Raw genomic sequence first — 16474 nt, forward strand, 5'->3', positions numbered from 1 at the left:
ATTTCCGTCGTTAAAACAGGGCGCGCAAGCGCTGATCAATAGATAGTTTGGAGTGTTGAACATGGCAATCACGATGAATAGCCTCAAGGGTCTGGCCGGCCGCATGACGGACAAGGTCACGGGGGGGCGCGGTAGCGATCAAACCACCCTGATCATGCAGACGGTTCGCAAGCTGGCGGACAAGGAATCCGGCAGCGTCCCCCTGATTGGTCATCTGCCTGTCGAGAAACAATATCTCTACACCGGCGGCACCCTGATTCTCTCGCTGTTGCTGGCGGCCGGCTTCACCATTTACAGCACGGTGCAGCTCGACAACCGCGCGGGCTACGAGACGCGCACCGGTACGCTGAAAGTGCTGTCGCAGCGTCTGCCGCTGACCGCACAGCAATCCGTGCTGGGTAACGTGGGCGCATTCAAGAAGCTGAGCGAAGGCAAGGCCGAGTTCGAAACGACCCTGACCGGTTTGACTGAAGGGGATGACGATGTGCCTGCATCCGGCGGCGCAGCACTCGATACCGTCGGGAAAATCACTGCGCAGTGGACGAAATTCAGCCCGCAGGTTTCGCAGATCCTGTCGCAGCAGAAAAACCTGGTCGCGGTGAGCCAGAACGTTAAAAAAATTAACGCCTTGTCGCTCGATCTGCAGGAAGTGGCCGAGCAGTTGGTGGTCCAGTTGCTCGACTCGGGCGCCAGTGCGCGCGAAGTGTCGCGTGCCAACGAACTGGTGATGCTGAGCCAGCGCCTGCCGAAAAACGCAAACTTGCTGCTGTCAGCCGACCTGATCGACCCGGAGGTGGTGCTGCAGCTGGAAAAGGACACCACGCTGTTCCGCGACAACGTACAAGGCCTGATGGAAGGCGCGTTCGGCCAGAACGAAAGCAACATGAAGTCGATGGAAGACCTCGGCACCAACATGGGCGACATGGTGGAAGCGGTGGGTTCGGTGTTGAGCAATACGCCCCCTCTGCTGCAGGCCAAACTGGCGGCGAACAACCTGTTTGTCGGCAGCGATGCGCTGCTGAAGGATACCGAGCAGCTGTCACAGGATTACCGTTCCGTCGGCGGCACCGGCTATCTGCTGGCAGGCGTGTTCGGCTTGCTGGCAATTGCCTCGCTGGTGTTGCTGGGACTGGTCAACATCAGCGAAACCAAATCGCGCGCCAAGAAGAGCGAAGAGGAAAACGCCCGCAACCAGGAGGCGATTTTGCGTCTGATGGACGAACTGGGCGAACTGGCAGAAGGCAACCTGACGATCAACGCCAGCGTGACCGAGGACATCACCGGTGCGGTGGCCGACTCGATCAACTACACGGTGGAAGAGTTGCGCAGCCTGGTGCGCGGGATCAACACCGCGACGGTGCAGATGGACCAGGCCGCCGAGCAGGCCGGCATGGTGTCGGAATCGCTGCAAGAGGCATCGCAGCGTCAGGTGAACGAAATTGAAACGACCTCGACCGCGGTTGTGCGGCTTGCGCAGTCGGTGCAGCAGGTGTCGGGCAACGCGGCCGAGTCCGCCCGCGTGGCAGAACAATCCATGGCGGCGGCCGAAAAAGGCCAGCAGGCGGTGGCGAATGCAATCAGCAGCATGAATGGCCTGCGCGAGCAGATTCAGGAAACTTCGAAGCGGATCAAACGTCTCGGCGAATCGTCGCAGGAGATTGGCGAGATCGTCGAACTTATTTCCGACATTACCGAGCAGACCAACGTGCTGGCGCTCAACGCGGCCATTCAGGCGGCGTCTGCGGGTGAGGCCGGACGCGGCTTCTCGGTGGTTGCGGAAGAGGTGCAGCGACTGGCGGAACGTTCCGCCGACGCGACCAAGCAGATTGCGGCGATCGTGAAGACCATTCAATCCGACACCCACGACACGGTGGCGGCAATGGAAGTCTCTACCCAGGGCGTGGTCGAGGGCGCCAAGCTGTCCGACGCCGCCGGCCAGACGCTGGCCGAGATCGGCGACGTGTCGAAGAAACTGGCCGGCCTGATCGCCGACATTTCCTCGGCGACGCAGAACCAGGCTGAGTCGACTGCGCTGGTGGCTGAAACCATGCAGGACATCAAGACGATTTCGTTGCAGACCAGTAGCGGCACGCAACAGACAGCGGACTCGATTGGCGGCATGAAGCAGCTGGCGCACGACCTCAAGAACTCGGTGGCAGGCTTCAAGCTGGCCTGAGCGATTGTCGCGCCGAATGCATCAACCCATTCCGCAACCGATTGCAGCAACCGATTGCCGCAGCTGAATTAACGTCAGGAATTACACATCATGAGCGCCTTACTCGACTACGACACCGGCCCCCTCAATTGGGTCCGCGGGGATATCGACGCCGCCTTGCAAGCCGCGCTGGGGCGGGTGCAGGCTTACAGCAGCGATGACGAGCTTACCAACGCACTGCGGCTGGCGCGCGACGATGCGCACCAGGTCGTCGGCGCCTTGCGCATGGTCGGCCTGGAGGGTGCGGCAACGCTGGCGGGCGCGATCGAATCCTGCCTGCTCGATATCAATGAAAACCGTCTGCCGGCCAGTGACGAAACGCTGCGCGCCTTGCGCAATGCGCTCGAAGGCCTGCAGCGCTGGATCAAGGATTTGTGCGACGGCCGCGGCAGCGGCGAGCTGGCGTTGTTCCCCTTGTACAAGCGCCTGCGCGAGCTGCAGGGCGCCGAGCGGATTTTCGAAGGCGAACTGTTTTTCCCCGATCTACAGGTGCGCAGCGGGCGCAAGGCGGGCGATAACGGTTTGTCGCAGGACGCGCTGGCGACGGAAGTCAAAACCGCTCGCGGCCTGTTCCAGCGCGGCTTGCTGGCTTTTTTGCGCAATGTTGAAGCCGAACAGGGTCTGCAGCGGATGCGCGATGCGCTGGCTGCGATCGAGCGCGTCGCGCCGTCGCAGGCTTCGCAAACCTTCTGGTGGGCGTGCGTGGGGTTTGTCGACAGCCTGATTGCACACGGGGTCGAGGCCGATTTCCACGTCAAGCAGCTGCTGGCGCGGGTCGATCTGCAGATGCGCCGCCTGATCGAAGGTTCGCCCCAGGTCGCGGAACGGCTGCTGCGCGATGCGCTGTTCTTCGTGGCCAAGAGCCAGACGCTGGATGGCCGTGCAGCCGAAGTCCGCGAATCGCTTGGCCTGGACCGCTATCTGCCGGGCCGCGGCTTGCTGGATCCCGAGGCGCTGGCGCGCATGCGCCCGCTACTGGAGGCCATGCAGGCCGGCCTGAAGGCCGCCCGTGATAACTGGCACGCTTACGTGGAAGGCCAGGCCGAACAGCTGGCGCAGTTCCAGAGCCAGTTGACGCGCATGCAGCCGCAGGCGCAAGCCTTTGAAAACAGTGGCCTGCCGGCATTGCTGAACGAACTGGCCGCCGTCGCGGACGCCGCGGGTCAGCGCGATGGCGAGGTGCGCGAGCAGATGAATCTGGAAGTGGCTTCCACTTTGCTGTTCATCCAGAACGCGATCGAACACGAAGACGTATTGCATGCCGATTTTGCCGAGCGCGCAGCCGGCCAGCAGGCACGCTTGAACGCCCTGCTCGAAGGCCGCGAAATGCCGGCTGCGGTAATGGTCGATGCGAACCAGCGCGAAGCCGAGCGGGACATGCTGGTGCAGATGGCGCAAGAGGTCAGCCTCAACCTGAGAAAGATGGAAGAGGCGCTGGATGCGTTCTTCCGCGACGACGAAGCGCGCACCGGACTGGCCGAATTGCCGGTATTGTCGCAGCAGGCGCAGGGTGCGCTGACCATGCTGGAGCTGCCGGATGCGGCAGGCCTGCTGGCGGCCGCCACGGCGACCATGCAGCCATTTGCCAGCGAAGGCTTTCCCGATGCCGAAACCCGGCAGCGCCTGGCCGACGCATTCTCCAGCCTGGGCATTTATGTCGAGTCCTATTGCGCCGGGCGTGTCGACGCAGCGAATATCCTGCGTCCCGTGCTGATCGATTTCGGCTTGCTCGACCCAGATGCAGCGCTTGAAAACGGGCTGGGCGACACAGTCGAATCCGGTTTGCCGGCGCGCAAGGCAGAAGTCCAGGCGGACTATCTGGAATGGCGCGATCAGCCCGACGCCGATACAAAAAAAAAATTCCTTGATGGTTTGACCGAGCTCAGCTGTGACGCCGACCTGATTGACGACACGACGCTGAAAAACCAGACCCGCGGCGCGCTCGACGCCAGCCGCGAGGCAACCGAACCTCCGCAGGAACTCGATGCGGCGATCGAGGCCATGACCGGCCTGGCATTGCCCGCGCGTGCTGTTGCACAGGCCGATACGGCCATGACGCTGGATTGGGCGGAAGCCACGCCCGAGTCCCTTGATTTCGACAGCGTGCCTGTTGCCGACGGCGAAGCGCAAGCCATCGAGGTGTCCGGATTCTCCTTGCTGGATGAGACGGCCCCTGTCCTGGCTGAGGCCCGCGATCATGCATACCCCGAGTCCCCCGCAGCTGAATCCGAACTGGCGGAAGTGGCCGTGGCAGCAGCAGACGACGCGCTGCTGACCAGCATGCCGGAAGACGCTGAACCCGAGCTGGTGGAAATCTTCCTCGAAGAAGCCAACGAGGTGTTGGCAACCATGGGCGATGCCTGCGAGCAATGCAAATCCAGGCCGGACGATCTGGAATCCCTCACCGTGATCCGCCGCGGATTCCATACCCTGAAGGGCAGCGGCCGCATGGTCAGCCTGAACGAACTGGGCGAAACCGGCTGGCGCTTCGAACAACTGATGAACGGCTGGCTGGCCGAGAAAAAACCGGCCAACAGCGATTTACTGCGCCTGCTCGAGCGCGCGCGCGGCGTATTCCAGGACTGGGTCAATGCGCTGCAGGCGAACCAGGTGATTGCCCTGCCAGTGCCGGCCTTGCTGGCGGCGCTTGAGCGGGTGGCGCGCGGCGATGCGCTGGATGCAGCCCCGGCGATGGCCGCCGAAGCCGTTCCTGCACAGGACAATCTGGAAACGGAAAGCGTGGCGGAAGCTGCGGCAGAAGCCAGCGAAACCGTTGCCGAATCTGGGCCCGTCGTCGAACGGGCGGCCGATATCGAAACGGACTGGATGGAACCCTCCGTTTCCGCAGATGAACCCGCCGTTGAATATGACGCCGCACCCATGATCGATTTCGTGGCGCAGTCGATTGAAGCGGCTGGCATCGAAATGCCGGTCGAAGCCGTATCGCAGCCGCCGGTCGAGCATGCGCCCGAGTTCGTGGCCATCGTTGAAGTGGCCGCTCCGGTTGAAACTGAAGCGGTCGTCGAGGCGACTGTTCCCGCACCGCTACTTGATGTCGGCGCAATCATTGAATACGCCGTGGCGCCCGTTGCGGTGGAAGTCGAGGGGGCCGAGCCCGAGCCGCAGGAAGCGGTGGCCGAATTGCCGCCAGACGAAATCTGCATCGGCACGGTCTGCATTTCCAGCGGCCTGCACGAAGTCTTCATGACCGAATCGCGGCAGCGTCTGGAAATGCTGCAGAGCGAAGTGGAGCGTCACGCCGACATGGCCAACAGCGCCGTCAGCGAACAGGCGCGGCGCGCAATCCACACCCTGGGCGGCATCGCCGGTACCGCCGGCATCACCCCGCTGGCCGAACTGTCGCATGCGCTAGAGCTGTACTGGAATCGTTTTGCGCATACGCCTTTGCCGGTCGCGCACCTGCCGCTGGTGCAGGACACGGTTGCCCGCCTGCATGACATGTTTGCCACTGTCGAGCGCTTGCAATTACCCGAATCCGCAGGCGATCTGATCGCCGTGCTGGGTGAACTGGAAGACGAACAGGCGATGCCGGAAGCGGTGGCATTCGAGCCGTCCGTGATCGAGCCCGCAGAAGAAGCCACCGCGGCGTATACGGAAATTCCGGTCGAAACGGCGCCCGAAGCAATGGCGGTGCAGGCCGCGCCAGAAGAAACGGGACATGGCGAGGTCGTCGCTGGCGTGCTTGACGTGAGCGCTCTGATTCCCGACCTCAAGCTGGCTGCGCCCGCGCCTGTATTCGAGCGACGCGAAGTCACTGACGAACTGGACGAACAGCTGCTGCCGATCTTCCTGGAGGAAGCCGACACGCTGGTGCCTGAGGCCAGTTCGCAACTGCGCGCCTGGCACGCTGCGCCCGGCGATGCCTCGGCGCGCAATGCCTTGCAGCGCACCTTGCATACCATCAAGGGCAGCGCGCGCATGGTCGGCGCGATGCGACTGGGTGAACTGACGCACGTGATGGAATCGCGCGTGATTGCCGTGATGGAAGGCCATCTGAGCGCAAACACGGAAGTATTTGAAACGCTTGAGGCTCAGGTTGACCGTCTGGCGGAGGCCGTCGAACGTCTGAAGCGTGGCGAGCTGACGGCGCTGAACGAAGAAGAAGTGGCTGAGCCGCTGGCTGCACCCATCGAGCCGGTGCTTGCGCCGGCCGAAGGCGCGCCCGTCGCGGCCAGTGCCGTGCACGCCGACCCGCTGGCGATTGCGCAGCCGGTCACCCGCGACAGCAATGCGCTGACCCTGCGTGTGCGCGCCGACTGGATCGACCGGCTGGTGAATCAGGCCGGCGAAGTGGCGATCGCACGTTCACGGATCGAAAGCGAAGTGTTCGCCTTCAAGCGTCACGTCGGCGAACTGTCCGATGCGCTGCTGCGCCTGCGCGGCCACATTCGCGAAGTCGAAATCCAGGCCGAGTCGCAGATGCAGGCGACCTTCCATACCCAGGGCGAAGCCGAAGGCTTCGACCCGCTGGAATTCGACCGCTTCACCCGTTTCCAGGAAGTCACGCGCTTCCTCGCGGAAAGCGTGAACGACATTTCCACCGTGCAGCACATTCTGCTCGCCCGCCTGGGCGAAGCGGATGCTGCGCTGATCCAGCAAACCCGTCTCAATCGCGAACTGCAGCAGGACCTGCTGCGGGTGCGGATGGTGCCCCTGTATTCGGTGGCCGAGCGGCTGTACCGCACGGTGCGGCAGACCGCACGCGACGTCGACAAGCGCGCCCAGCTCGACATTCAGGGCGGCGAACTGGAAATCGACCGTTCAGTGCTGGAGAAAGTCACGGCACCACTGGAGCACCTGCTGCGCAACGCATTGGCACACGGCATCGAAACGCCGGAAGTCCGGCGCGCAGCGGGCAAGGCCGAATTCGGCGAGATCGTGCTGACCGCGCGCCAGACCGGCAATGAAATGCTGATCACCGTCAAGGACGATGGCGGCGGTCTCAACTATGCGCGCATCCGTGAAAAGGCCGAGGCCAACGGCCTGCTGCTGCCCGGCGTCGAACCGACCGAAACCCTGCTGGCGCAAATGATCTTTGCTGCAGGCTTCTCCACGGCCGAAAACGTGACCCAGGTGGCCGGGCGCGGCGTCGGCATGGACGTGGTCAAGAGCGAAATCTCAGCACTCGGCGGTCGCATCGACATCAGTTCGGAAGCCGGCGTCGGTACCAGTTTCCATATCTTCCTGCCGCTGACACTGGCGATGACGCAGGCCGTGATGATTCAGGCCGCCAAGCGCGACTTTGCCCTGCCCGCACCGCTGGTGCGCCAGGTGCTGGAGCTCAAGCCGCACGAGCTGGAAGAAGCGATGGCGGCGGGCGAAATCAACTGGCGCGGCGGCAAGTACCCGCTGTCGTATCTGCCGCACCTGCTGGGCGAAACCGATGCCGTGCACGAAGTGCTGCGCTACAACCCGGTGGTGCTGTTGGCCAGCGGCTCCAGCCAGGCGGCCGTGCTGGTCGACACCATCGAGGGCACGCGCGAAATCGTGGTCAAGAACATCGGCCCGCAAATGGCGCGGATCACCGGCGTGGCCGGCGCAACCGTGCGCGGCGATGGGCGCGTGGTGCTGATCCTCAACCCGGTACCGCTCGCCCTGCGCTGGGCCAGCATGCCGCGCAGCGCCGCCGAGCGCGCCGCGCCGGTTGCCCCGGTCGAGACCCGCGTGGAAGCGCAACCGCCGATGGTGCTGGTGGTCGACGACTCGCTCACCGTGCGGAAAATCACCACGCGTCTGTTGACGCGCGAAGGCTTCCGCGTCGACAGCGCCAAGGACGGCGTCGACGCGCTGGAAAAAATGCGCGATCTGATTCCCGACATCGTGCTGCTCGACGTCGAAATGCCGCGCATGGACGGCTTCGAGCTGGCGCGCGTGATGCGGGCTGACGAACGCATGAAGTCGGTGCCGATCATCATGATCACCTCGCGTACTGCCGACAAGCACCGCAATCTTGCGATGGAAATCGGGGTGAACGTCTACCTCGGTAAACCGTATCAGGAGCACCTGCTGCTCGAACATATCGCCGAGCAGCTGGGACAAGAAGTCGCCCAGCCGGCATAAGCAAACCGGCACACAGCAATAAAAAACGGGCATTCGATGCCCGTTTTTTATTGGCCAGGGTGGAGACAGACCCCGGCGTGTTCCCGGTTCATCCGGCCATGCATACGCCTTGCCGCACCAGCTGCCAGAGCAGGAAATCGACACGCTGTGCCCGCTGCTCGGGCGGCAGCGTGATGCCGGCTTCAGTCAGATATGTCCCCATCTCCATGACCAGCGCGGCCTGGTCGCGACTGCCATCCATCCGCTGCAGCAGTTCGCGTGCGGGTGCATCCAGATCGATGGCCACGTGCCGTGTTCCGCTGACCACCCAGCCGGGCGTGGCCGCCTGCAGGCGGGCCAGTGCATGGGCGTGCGGGTGGCTGCCGGGTTCATCGGCGAGCTCCGGTGCGGCTTGTGCTGGCAGGGTCGGCATTACGCAGTGCATCAAGACCAGGCTGAACCAGGCCTGCCTGAAGCGCGCTGCATCGCCTTCGCCCGCCACACCGAACCCATCGCGTACCGCATGGAGCGCCGCGATCAGGTCGGAATAGCACAACGCGCGCGGGTAGGCGGATGACAGCGCGATCAAGGCAGCTTTGGCCAGCGCATTCTCGACGAGGAATTTATTGCCGGCCGGGTTGACGAAATCTTGCGCGCTATCGTGTTCCAGATCGAGTTGTTCGTCGCTGGCAAGGTCGGCGTAAAAAGCCAGTTCGTCCAGTGCGTCGGCTTTGGGCGGCTGGGCGCAGGGCGCGTCGGCGCGGGCGATGAGCGCGCGACGAAAGCGGGTGGCGAACGTGTCGTCCAGTGCGCGCTCCGCGTCGAGCCAGCGTCCGGCCATGCTTTCGGGAATCAGCCCCCAGGCGTCCTCCAGCTCGACCACAGCGCTGCGCGGCCCGGCTTCGCCGATATACCGCAGGCCGTGCGCGTCGAGTTGCGCGGCGAATTCGCCAAACGGCATCGGCGCATTGCAGTCGGCCAGATATTCGTGAAACAGGTAGGACGGCGCGGCGGTTTTGAGATAGGCGATTTCATTGAGCAGAACGGGATCGTCCCACTCACGCGACAGTTGATCCAGCACAGCGCGGGCGGCGGCATAGCGTTGCGGCGCCGGCGTCACGCCAGCGGTGCGCGCCAGCAAGGCTGCGCGCAGGGGCAGCAAGGCCGCCCAGCCTACGGCCACGTTGAAGCTGACGTAAGCCACGCCTTGAGGCGACAAATGGCGGCGGCAGATATCGAGCAGCGCCTGCTGCACCGCGGGCGGTACCCAGGAAAATACGCCGTGAGCGATGATGTAATCGAATGCGCCGAGATCGTCCGGCAGTGCGGCCAGATCGCCATGCACGATGCGCACATTGGGCAGGCCCAGGCGCTGGATGAACGCGGCGCCGGCTTCTGCCTGCACCCGCGACAGTTCCACGCCCACGCAGTCGGATTCGGGCCAGCGCCAGGCCAGCGGGATCAGGTTGCCGCCCTGCGCGCAGCCCAATTCCAGGATGCGCGCGCGGCGCGGGTCGGGGCTATCGAAGCCGTGCAGCTTCGCCACCGCCGCCAGAAAGTCTGGCTGGGTTTCTGGCAGCGGCAGGCTGTCGTAGGGGAGTTCGTCGTAACTGGCGAGCGTATCCATGGGGCTGATTTCGGGGGTCAGGATTCAGGGAATGAGCGGCTTGGCCGCGTTTCATGAATTCTGGAACGCGGCCAAGCCGCACAAAGCTCCCTGAATCCTAGCCCCTGAATCCTGACCCCTGCAATCAATGCCCGCGCGTGCCCGGTTTGGACGAGAACAGGGCGGCCTGCGGACGCGGCTTGCGCGGCTGGCTGGACGGCGTGGTGCCATGCGGGGTCGGCGCAGCGCGGCTGGCGGCAGGTTTGGCGCTGCCGCTCGCTGCGGGTTTGCCTTGCGGCGCGCGCCCGGAGGCATTGCGGCCGCCGCCGGGTTGCCCCTGGCGTTGGCCCTGGCCTTGACGTGGGCCGCCGCGACCTTGCGGCGGACGCGGCGGGCGCTCGTCGGACATCAGGTCGGCCTTGGCCGGCGGCACGAAACCGGGTTCGATTTCGACCCGCACGATCGCGCGCTTGATCAGCTTTTCGATGTCGCGCAGATAGCTCAATTCCTCATCGTCCACGAGCGACAGTGCCGAGCCGGTGCTGCCGGCACGGCCGGTGCGGCCGATGCGGTGCACGTAGTCTTCCGCCACGTTGGGCAGCTCGAAGTTCACCACCTGCGGCAGCTGGTCGATGTCGATGCCGCGCGCGGCGATGTCGGTCGCCACCAGCACGCGCACGCTGCCGTCCTTGAAGCTCGACAGTGCCTTGGTGCGCGCCGATTGGCTCTTGTTGCCGTGGATCGCGGCGGCGGTGATGCCGTCCTTGATCAGTTTTTCGGCCAGTTTGTTGGCGCCGTGCTTGGTGCGGGTGAACACCAGCACCTGTTGCCAGTCGTGGTGCTTGATCAGGTGCGCCAGCAAATCACGCTTGTGCGCCTGCGGCACGCGGTGCATCGACTGCTCGATGACTTCGACCGTGGTGTTGCGGCGCGCCACTTCGACGCTCTTCGGGTTGTGTAGCAGGCCGTTGGCCAGGGTGCGGATTTCGTCGGAGAAAGTCGCCGAGAACAGCAGGTTCTGGCGCTGCTTCGGCAGCACGGCGAGCACTTTCTTGATGTCGCGGATGAAGCCCATGTCGAGCATGCGGTCGGCTTCGTCGAGCACGAAGATTTCAACGCCGGACAGGTCCACCGTCTTCTGCCCCAGATGGTCGAGCAGGCGGCCCGGTGTGGCGACCAGAATGTCGACGCGCGACTTCAGCGCCTTGAACTGCGGATTGATGTTGACGCCGCCGAACATCACCATCGAGGTGAGCGACAAATACTTGCCGTAAGTCTTGACCGACTCCTCGACCTGCGCGGCGAGTTCGCGCGTCGGTACCAAAATCAGGCAGCGCGGGCGGCCCGGCTTGGGCGCTTGCGCGGCGTGCGTCGACAGGTGATGCAGGATCGGCAGCGTGAAGCCGGCGGTTTTGCCGGTGCCGGTCTGCGCGGCGGCGAGCAGATCGCCGCCTGCCAGCACTTGCGGGATCGCCTGCGCCTGGATCGGAGTGGGCGTGGTGTAGCCGGCGTCCTGAATTGCACGCAAAATGGGTTCAGCCAGGCCGAGCTCGACAAATGCCGGGCCGGCAGTGTTTGTTTCAATAGTCATGTATGTGTCCTGCGACGGCCTGTTGCGCGTAGTGCTTTGATTTAAAAGCGACGGCAACACCAATCGGGGCAGAAGAATCGTGATCGGATGATCGGGTGTAAAACCCGCGACGATTGGTGGAAGCGGGGGTCTGGACTTGTACCTGCCAGACAGGAGGCGTTCGGGTGGTGGGCAGTACAGGGTTTGAACCTGTGACCCCCGCCGTGTGAAGGCGATGCTCTACCGCTGAGCTAACTGCCCCGAAGCGGCGCGAATTAAACCACAACCGGGCGGGCAAGGCAATTTTGCCGCGCGCGATCCGGTAAAATGGCGGGCTTTTGCCCCGTCTGCCGCCATGATCCGCACCCGTTTCGCTCCTTCTCCCACCGGTTTCCTGCACATCGGCGGCGCGCGCACTGCGCTGTTCTCGTGGGCGTTTGCGCGTCATCACGGCGGCCAGTTCATTCTGCGCATCGAGGACACCGACATCGCGCGCTCGACCCCCGAGGCGGTGCAGGCGATTCTCGACGGCATGGCCTGGCTCGACCTCAACCACGACGAGGGCCCGTTTTACCAGACCAAGCGCCTGTATCGCTACAAGGAAGTAATCGAGCAGATGCTGGCCAACGGCCAGGCCTATCAGTGCTATTGCAGCCCGGAAGAACTCGATGAGATGCGCGAGGCCCAGCGCGTGCGCGGCGAAAAACCGCGCTATGACGGCCGCTGGCGCCCCGAAGCCGGCAAGACGCTGCCGGTGCCGCCTTCCGGCGTGCAACCGGTGGTGCGCTTCAAGAATCCCACCGATGGCACGGTGGCGTGGAAGGATCTGGTCAAGGGCGTCATCGAATTCGCCAATGCCGAACTCGACGACCTCATCATCGCGCGCGGCGACGGCACGCCCACCTACAATTTCTGTGTGGTGGTGGACGACCTGGACATGCAGATCAGCCACGTCATTCGCGGTGACGACCACGTCAACAACACCCCGCGCCAGATCAACATCCTCAAAGCGCTCGGCGCGACGGTGCCGCAATACGCCCACTTGTCGATGATCCTCGGCGACGACGGCACCAAGCTGTCGAAGCGCCATGGCGCGGTGTCGGTGATGCAGTATTCCGACGAAGGCTACCTGCCGGAAGCGGTCATCAACTACCTCGCGCGACTCGGCTGGTCGCATGGCGATGCCGAGCTGTTCAGCCGCGAACAGTTCGTGCAGTGGTTCGACCTTGACCACATCACGCCGTCGGCCGCGCAGTTCAATACCGAAAAGTTGCGCTGGCTCAACCAGCAGTACATCAAGGCGGCCGACGACGCCCGGCTGGCCGGCCTGACCCGGCCGTTTCTGGTGCGCAACGGCGCCGATCCGGACAAGGGCCCCGATCTGGCGGCGGTATGCGCACTGGTGAAAGAGCGCGCCGCGACCATCGAAGAACTGGCCGCCGCCGCCACCCTGTTCTACCGCACCCTGCACCCCACGCCCGAACTGCTGGCGCAACATGTCACCCTCGAGGTGCTGCCCGCGCTGGCCGAACTGGCCGAACGTTTTGCTGCGCTGACCTGGGAGCGCAGCGCCATCAGCGCCGCGTTCAAGGAAACCCTGGCCGCTCACGGCCTCAAGATGCCCAAGCTGGCGATGCCGGTGCGCGTGCTGGTGACCGGCGAGCCGCAAACCCCGGCCATCGACGCCACGCTGGAGCTGATCGGCCAGGAGCAGGTGGTCGCGCGCCTGCAGGCAGGACTGCAGGCTGCCCAAACCTGAGCAGTTCCGCGTGTATAATGCGCGCTGTTTTTCGCCGTTGTAGCTCAGTTGGTAGAGCAGCGCATTCGTAATGCGAAGGTCGCCAGTTCGATTCCGGCCAACGGCACCAGTTGTAAAAAAACGCCGCTCATTGAGCGGCGTTTTTCATTTCCGGGCTTGCGCTAGAGCTTCAGGCCAGCCAGGTCGCCGCCCGCAAGCGCGTTGATGGCCGCGTCGCCGTGCGCAGGGTCGCGCTGGTAGGCGGTCGTCAGTTTCTGCGCCGCCTCCAGCCAGTGCGTGGCAGCAGTATCGATGACAGCGGCGAGCTGGCTGCCATCGCGGCTGCCGAGCCATAGCTCGTATGCCTGCACCAGCGCCGGAAACAGGGCGCGCCGCAGGCCGGACAGGTTAGCCAGATAGAAATGCAGGGAACCGTGGGCTTCGCGTTCGAGCAGCGTCGGCAGGGTGACCAGACAGTCGGCCAGATGATCGCGCACGGCGCGCGCCAGCAGTTCGGCGTGCTTGGAATTGAGCTGGCCGAGCATGCTGTTCCAGTCTGCGCCGAGCAGTTTTTCGGCGCGCGCCTCGCCCACTTCGTGCAGGATCATGGCTTCGCTTTCGGCCTCGGCCATGCGGTCGAGCCCGCGCTCGATATCCTGCTCGAAGTCATGGTAGGCGAACGCACGGCCGAGTGCGGTGTCCTTTTCCTTCCATTGCCATTCCTCGAACTTGTTCCACAGCAGCCGCCGCACCGCATCCATGCGCAGGAAGATGGCGCCGTCGCGCATGGCAGCGGGCGGCGCGATCAGGTCGCGCGCGTATTCGCAGCCGGCGACGTAGACTTTCACGCCTTCGCGCACCTCGGCACGCTTGAGTTCGGCCAGCACGAAATGGGGCTTGCGGAAATGACCCAGTCCGCTGCTGTAGACGAGACCGTACGGAACCAGCGCGCGGTTGACGTCGTCGGCGTCGAACGGGTCGATGCCGCCGCTGACCGGCAGCGGGATGAAGGCTTCTTCTTCCACGGTGTCCCACAGGCTTTCGCGCGCGGTGAGCCAGTCGCCGAGTTCGTCCTTGGGCAGACGCGCGCCGTAGGGGATTTCCATTTCCCAGCGATAGTACTCGCGCATCTCCAGCAGGAAGGTGCAGATCGTCATGTCGCGCGCGTGGCGGGCATCGGCGATGGTGCAGTTCTTCTGTACGGTATCGATGAGGGCGGACAGATTTTCGACCATGGACGGCTCCAGAAAGTGCGTGCTTACTGAAGTGTACAAATAAAAACAGCCCGTACAACCGGGCTGTTTTCAGGGATATTACGGCTGGCTTAGTGGCGGCGGGCGGTGCCGAAATAATTGAGATCGGCGCGCGAGCGGCGGCTGAGTTCGAAGCGCGCCGCATCGCTGCCGGTGAACTGGCCGGCAAGACTGGAATACGCCTCCGTGGCCCAGGCTTTGTCGTTCAGCGCATCGGCAATGCCCTCGGCCCAGCGTAGTTTGTCGGCCGGCGCTTTCATGTGCCCGCCGCACTCGGCATACCATTTCTTCAGCGCGTCGGCCGGCAGCGCAAAGCCCTTGAGGCGGTCGATGAACTGGATGCAGGCGTCGCCATTGCTGCACGCGGCGGCAGCGGCGGTAAACAGCTCGTCAGCCTTGGCGGCGTTGCCCATCGAGGCATACAGGCGGCCGATGTGCAGCAGCGCATAGTGGTCTTTGGCCTGGGCGCGCGCAGCTTCGAGCAGGCGGCTGGCTTCGGCAGCGTCCTGGGTGGCGGCAAAGCTGGCTTCGGCGAGTTTGGCGGTGTCGTAGACGCCAGCCTGGGGATCGGCGCTCAGGGCCGCCTCGCGCGCAGCCAGGTAGGCGCGCGTCTTGGAGACGCCGAGCTCGCGATGCTTCAGGGTGGCGGCAGTCACCGCCAGGTCGCGGAACGAGATGGAATCGGTGGCGTTTTCTGCCGCGCGGTCAAGCAGGCGGCCGAGCCACTCGGTGTCGTCGAGGTTCTTGTCGACTGCCACCAGAATCGGTTTGTAGCGCGAGAACTGGTAGCCGGTGCCGTCGAGCAGGGCCTCGGCGGATTCGATCAGTTTGGCGGAATAGAAGGGATCTTCCAGTTCCAGCCGCACCCGTTCGGCCAGCGCGAGGAATTGCTTGACGCTGGCAGCGTCCTTTTCCAGTTGCTGGAATTCCATGTAGCGCGCGTGATTGGCCTGGCGCTTTTCCAGCTTGACCTTGACCCGCGCCAGACGTTCGGCGTCGTCGGCCAGATGCGCTTCCACGGCAGTGACCAGCTTCTGCATTTCGTCCAGTCCGGCGACGGCTTCTTCCGCCTTGTCCAGCAGCGCCGCTGCGCCCGGCTTGTCGCCCACGCTCGCCAGGCCTTCGGCCAGATCGATGTATTCGCCGGTAGCGCTGGCCAGATCGCCGGCTTTCTTCAAGGCGGCCTGCATGAATACGGTGTCGCCGGTCTGCTTGGCCGATTCGATCAGGGTTTTGGCGGCGGTGAAATCGGTCGCTCCAGCGAGCGCGCGCTCATACAGCGCCTTGGCCTTTTGCGGGTCGCCCAGGGTTTTGGTGACTTCGCTGGCCAGCGACAGCAAGTCCGGCACGCTGGTCAGCTTGTCAGCGGCCTTGCTGAAAATCGCCGCGGCGTACTCCTTGTCCAGCACGTGTTCGGCAGCGGCGGCAGCCAGCTTGCTGAATTCCACCGCACGCGCGATTTTCGCCTCGGCCTTTTCCAGCACTTTTTTGGCGAAGGCGCTGTCGGCAATCACGCTCATCACGTTTTTCGCCAGATCGATCAACGGGTCGAGGTTGTTGGTTTCCTTGAGGGCCTTTTCATAGGCACCGACCGCTGCGGTCTTGTCGTCCAGCACCTTGAATTTGGCTTCGGCCAGGGCGATCTGCTCCTCGCCCGACATGCAGTAGTCTTCCGCGGTCTGCAGCAGTTCCTCGGCGCGGCCCTGTTCGCCCAGCGCCTTGTAGGCGATGGCGCAGGCCGCCAGATCCTTGGTGAACTGGCAGCCATCGGCCTCGCGATCCATCAATTCCTTGGCGTAAGCCGCGTCGGCCGGCTCCTGCAGGGCTTCCAGCGCGAGGGCCGCGTAGTCGGCGCCGCTGCTGCACTGGGATTCTTTGGGGCTGAGGGTGTCGCGTGTGGCCATGACGGGTTCTCCGGGAAGTTAAGTCGCATGATTTTCCGCCGTGGGCGGAGAGGCAGCCAATAAGTAATGTCGATGGCGATATTAACGCAGTGCAAAGTGGGGGGCGCCTGCCCCCGCTTGGGCAGGCC

The 16474-nt window shown here is 64.0% G+C and carries 7 protein-coding genes and 2 tRNA genes; 4 read left to right on the forward strand and 5 right to left on the reverse strand.

Translation table 11 applies throughout. The features are described from left to right. Positions 1-61 precede the first annotated feature (61 nt). Positions 62-2176 carry a methyl-accepting chemotaxis protein gene (locus IV098_RS02375; RefSeq protein WP_296886074.1) on the forward strand — a complete coding sequence of 705 codons (2115 nt, stop codon included), beginning with the start codon at positions 62-64 and terminating at the stop codon, positions 2174-2176. Between the two features lie 90 nt (positions 2177-2266). Then, on the forward strand, positions 2267-8296 hold the full coding sequence (locus IV098_RS02380) for an Hpt domain-containing protein (RefSeq protein WP_296886075.1): 6030 nt from the start codon (positions 2267-2269) through the stop codon (positions 8294-8296). 88 nt (positions 8297-8384) lie between these two features. Here the strand turns inward: IV098_RS02380 and IV098_RS02385 are convergent, their stop codons facing one another. From IV098_RS02385 to IV098_RS02395, 3 genes are all read right to left on the reverse strand, one after another. After that, positions 8385-9902: a methyltransferase domain-containing protein gene (locus IV098_RS02385; protein ID WP_296886077.1), complete on the reverse strand. Its 1518-nt coding sequence runs from the start codon at positions 9900-9902 to the stop codon at positions 8385-8387. A gap of 124 nt (positions 9903-10026) precedes the next feature. Next, a complete protein-coding gene (locus IV098_RS02390; RefSeq protein WP_296886079.1) occupies positions 10027-11472 on the reverse strand; it encodes a DEAD/DEAH box helicase in 1446 nt (481 codons plus the stop codon). Between the two features lie 165 nt (positions 11473-11637). Continuing rightward, positions 11638-11712 (reverse strand) — tRNA-Val (locus tag IV098_RS02395). A gap of 94 nt (positions 11713-11806) precedes the next feature. Between IV098_RS02395 and gltX the strand changes: the two genes are divergently transcribed. Together gltX and IV098_RS02405 are read left to right on the forward strand one after the other, a co-directional pair. Further along, the gene (gene gltX, locus IV098_RS02400; protein ID WP_296886081.1) at positions 11807-13210 is read left to right on the forward strand and encodes a glutamate--tRNA ligase; all 1404 of its coding nucleotides are present in this window, start codon (positions 11807-11809) and stop codon (positions 13208-13210) included. 33 nt (positions 13211-13243) lie between these two features. Continuing rightward, positions 13244-13319, forward strand: a tRNA-Thr gene (locus IV098_RS02405). A gap of 52 nt (positions 13320-13371) precedes the next feature. Here the strand turns inward: IV098_RS02405 and IV098_RS02410 are convergent. Together IV098_RS02410 and IV098_RS02415 are read right to left on the reverse strand one after the other, a co-directional pair. Next, complete coding sequence (locus IV098_RS02410) at positions 13372-14424, reverse strand: Sfum_1244 family protein (protein ID WP_296886083.1); 1053 nt, start codon at positions 14422-14424, stop codon at positions 13372-13374. Positions 14425-14513: 89 nt separating this feature from the next. Further along, positions 14514-16346: a hypothetical protein gene (locus tag IV098_RS02415; protein WP_296886085.1), complete on the reverse strand. Its 1833-nt coding sequence runs from the start codon at positions 16344-16346 to the stop codon at positions 14514-14516. Between the last annotated feature and the right edge of the window lie 128 nt (positions 16347-16474).

It is taken from the genome of Thiobacillus sp. (genome assembly GCF_018780105.1).
Lineage (GTDB): Bacteria > Pseudomonadota > Gammaproteobacteria > Burkholderiales > Thiobacillaceae > Thiobacillus.

Excerpts from the sequence above, each read along its gene's own strand:
- IV098_RS02375 (WP_296886074.1), top strand. The coding sequence starts at position 62 with ATGGCAATCACGATGAATAGCCTCAAGGGTCTGGCCGGCCGCATGACG.
- IV098_RS02380 (WP_296886075.1), top strand. The coding sequence starts at position 2,267 with ATGAGCGCCTTACTCGACTACGACACCGGCCCCCTCAATTGGGTCCGC.
- IV098_RS02385 (WP_296886077.1), bottom strand. The coding sequence starts at position 9,902 with ATGGATACGCTCGCCAGTTACGACGAACTCCCCTACGACAGCCTGCCG.
- IV098_RS02390 (WP_296886079.1), bottom strand. The coding sequence starts at position 11,472 with ATGACTATTGAAACAAACACTGCCGGCCCGGCATTTGTCGAGCTCGGC.
- gltX (WP_296886081.1), top strand. The coding sequence starts at position 11,807 with ATGATCCGCACCCGTTTCGCTCCTTCTCCCACCGGTTTCCTGCACATC.
- IV098_RS02410 (WP_296886083.1), bottom strand. The coding sequence starts at position 14,424 with ATGGTCGAAAATCTGTCCGCCCTCATCGATACCGTACAGAAGAACTGC.
- IV098_RS02415 (WP_296886085.1), bottom strand. The coding sequence starts at position 16,346 with ATGGCCACACGCGACACCCTCAGCCCCAAAGAATCCCAGTGCAGCAGC.